The organism is uncultured Mycobacterium sp., assembly GCF_964249325.1.
GTDB lineage: Bacteria > Actinomycetota > Actinomycetes > Mycobacteriales > Mycobacteriaceae > Mycobacterium.
This window is the reverse complement of the sequence record NZ_CAXUCH010000261.1, coordinates 593-3221: the sequence shown is the minus strand read 5'-3', so window position 1 is coordinate 3221 and position 2629 is coordinate 593. Positions and strand designations below refer to the sequence as shown.

Sequence of the window (2629 nt, the reverse complement as noted above, 5' to 3'; positions counted from 1 at the left end):
GTGGAGCTCGACCGCTACGTCGTGGTCGCCAGTAACACCGGGATCAGTGCGGTGATCGCGCCGGATGGCCGCGAGCTGGCCCGCACCGACTTCTTTGTGCCCGCCTACCTGGACAATCAGGTGCGGCTCAGGACCACGACGACGCCGGCCGCCAGCTGGGCAGCGATCGTGCAATGGATTCTGGTGACCGCGGCCGCGGCGGCAGTGCTCGCCGCCATGAGGCACAATGGGTGGTTCCCGCGTCCCAAGCGCAGCCGGTTGCGGCCCACGGACGACTCCGCTGTGCCTGCGGACAGATTCGACGACGCCCTGCTCGACGACGGCGAAGATGCCGCGTCGGATGCGGGTGCTGACGAAACCCCCGCCGAAGGCGGGCGACATGCAGCCCGGTCCGGGCCAGACAAAGGAGCGACATGACCACCGGCCAGTCGACATCCGGCGCCACCGGAGAGCGTCCCAGCCAGCGCACCCTGGTGATCATCCCCACCTTCAACGAGCGCGAGAACCTGCCCTTGATCCTGCAGCGGCTGCACCAGGCGCGTCCCGATGTGCACGTGCTCGTCGTCGACGACGACAGCCCGGACGGAACCGGGCAACTCGCCGACGAGCTGGCAGCGGCGAATTCCGACTGGCTGCATGTCATGCACCGCACCACCAAGGACGGGCTTGGTGCGGCCTACCTGGCCGGTTTCGGCTGGGGACTGGCGCAGCAGTACTCGGTGCTGGTCGAGATGGACGCCGACGGCAGCCATGCACCCGAGCAGCTGCACCGGTTGCTGGACGCCGTAGATGCCGGAGCCGATTTGGCCGTCGGTTCGCGCTACATCGATGGCGGGACGGTGCGCAACTGGCCGTGGCGGCGGGTGGCGCTGTCCAAGGTGGCCAACACCTACTCGCGGCTGATGCTGGGCATCGGCGTGAACGACATAACTTCCGGCTACCGCGCCTACCGGCGGGAGGTGCTGGAGACCATCGACCTGTCCGCGGTGGATTCCAAGGGCTACTGCTTTCAGATCGACCTGACCTGGCGCACCATCAGCAACGGTTTCACCATTACCGAGGTGCCCATCACGTTCACCGAGCGCGAACTCGGCGTGTCCAAAATGAGCGGATCTAACATCCGCGAAGCGATCGTCAAGGTTGCCCAGTGGGGGATCAATGGGCGGCTGGACGGTCGATCACGCCGAGCAGCAGTCACTGCGCCCAGCTTCCCCGAGCACTAACCGATTGTGCCGTCAGCTACCGCGACGGCGCTGCCTGATGATTTCCAGGCGCTCCTTGAGCAGGTCGGCGAGCTCCTCGACCGTGCGGCGCTCCAGCAGCAGGTCCCAGTGCGTACGCGGCGGCTTCACCTTCTTCGGCTCCGGCAGATCGCCCTCGATCAACACGCCTTCCATACCGTTGCGGCACAGCCAGGTACCCGGGATCTCGGCGTCGTCGGCGAACGGAACCTCGAACTCCTCGCCGTTGTCGGTGCGGTACCGCGCGATCTGGCGTGGCGCCAGGTCATGGTTGCGGTCAGTCTCGTAGCTCACGGCGCCGAGGCGACTACCCCTGAGGACGCGATCAGCCATGGGCCTCCTCCTCCGAACTCCTCTGAGCTAATTCTCTTCGGCTTGACAACGCTATGGCGGGCTCGCGGGTTCCCGGGCCGGGCAACGCAACGCGAGCCTCCATGATACCGGGATCGCGATGCGGGCACCGTTACAGTCTTCAGGCGTGACGCGTCGCAGCAGACCCCAGCCGTGCCGCTGGTGTGGTCGTGACGTCGCCGATACCGGGATGGGTCGGCGGCGACAATACTGCCGGCAATCCTGTCGTCAACGGGCCTACGAACAGCGGGCCTTGATCAGCGGGGTCGACGCACTGCCGGCCGACGCGGTGGTGTTGTCGGCTCGGGAGGCCGCCGAGCTGTCGGACCGTGTCTATCAGGTGCGGTGCGCCGCAGAAGACGTCGCCACCGCGCTTGACGAAGGCGCCGAAAAGGCCGAATTGCGCGAGCTGTGCGACGCGCTGCTGCAGGCCATAGCGGCGGCCGATGGCTGGCGCTGAGCCTGGTTGCCACCGCTGCCGCGCGAGCTTGACCACGGTGACCGCTGAGGGCCGATTGCAGGTACAGTCGCGCCATGACGGCTGGGCGGTGCGGTTGGCCGTGGGCCTGGCCGGCGAATCGGGCGGGCAACACGGCGCGGCGGTACCGCGACGTGTATAAAGCCGGGGGATATCGGGAGTGTTGACAAATCGTGCCGAGGTCGGCCTTGCTGCTCACCAATGACCGTGTGGGTCCGCAGACCAAGCCGACATCGCTGCGTGCGCAGACTCCTGTTGCGCGGTGACCCCGCTTTCACCGGACAACCAAGCGAGGAATAGCGACATGGCTGATCAGCTCCAGCATGCGACCGAGGCGCTGCGCAAAGCGCTGGTACAGGTCGAGCGCCTGAAGAGCAAGAACCGCGCGCTGCTGGAACGGTCGAGCGAACCAATCGCGATCGTCGGCATGTCGTGCCGCTTTCCCGGCGGCGTGGACGCCCCGGAGGCCCTGTGGGACATGATTGCCGACGGCCGCGACGTCATGTCGGAGTTCCCCACCGACCGTGGCTGGGACTTGGACGGAGTGTTCGACCCTGAT

At 66.8% G+C, this 2629-nt stretch carries 2 protein-coding genes and 2 pseudogenes (2 of these 4 cut by a window edge); 3 read left to right on the top strand and 1 reads right to left on the bottom strand.

Going from position 1 to position 2629, the window contains the following annotated elements; genetic code table 11:
- Positions 1-1223 (top strand): annotated as a pseudogene (gene lnt, locus ACFE99_RS21975) (apolipoprotein N-acyltransferase); it begins 1666 nt to the left of the window's first position.
- Between the two features lie 12 nt (positions 1224-1235).
- On the opposite strand, the gene ACFE99_RS21970 reads toward lnt, so the two are convergent.
- Positions 1236-1574, bottom strand: coding sequence for an RNA polymerase-binding protein RbpA (locus ACFE99_RS21970; RefSeq protein ID WP_375488539.1), 339 nt, complete (start codon positions 1572-1574; stop codon positions 1236-1238).
- 118 nt (positions 1575-1692) lie between these two features.
- On the opposite strand from ACFE99_RS21970, the gene ACFE99_RS21965 reads away from it, so the two are divergent.
- Positions 1693-2052: a hypothetical protein gene (locus ACFE99_RS21965; protein ID WP_375488537.1), complete on the top strand. Its 360-nt coding sequence runs from the start codon at positions 1693-1695 to the stop codon at positions 2050-2052.
- Between the two features lie 322 nt (positions 2053-2374).
- Positions 2375-2629 (top strand): annotated as a pseudogene (locus tag ACFE99_RS21960) (beta-ketoacyl synthase N-terminal-like domain-containing protein) (its annotated part continues 592 nt past the right edge of the window); the annotation flags it as partial.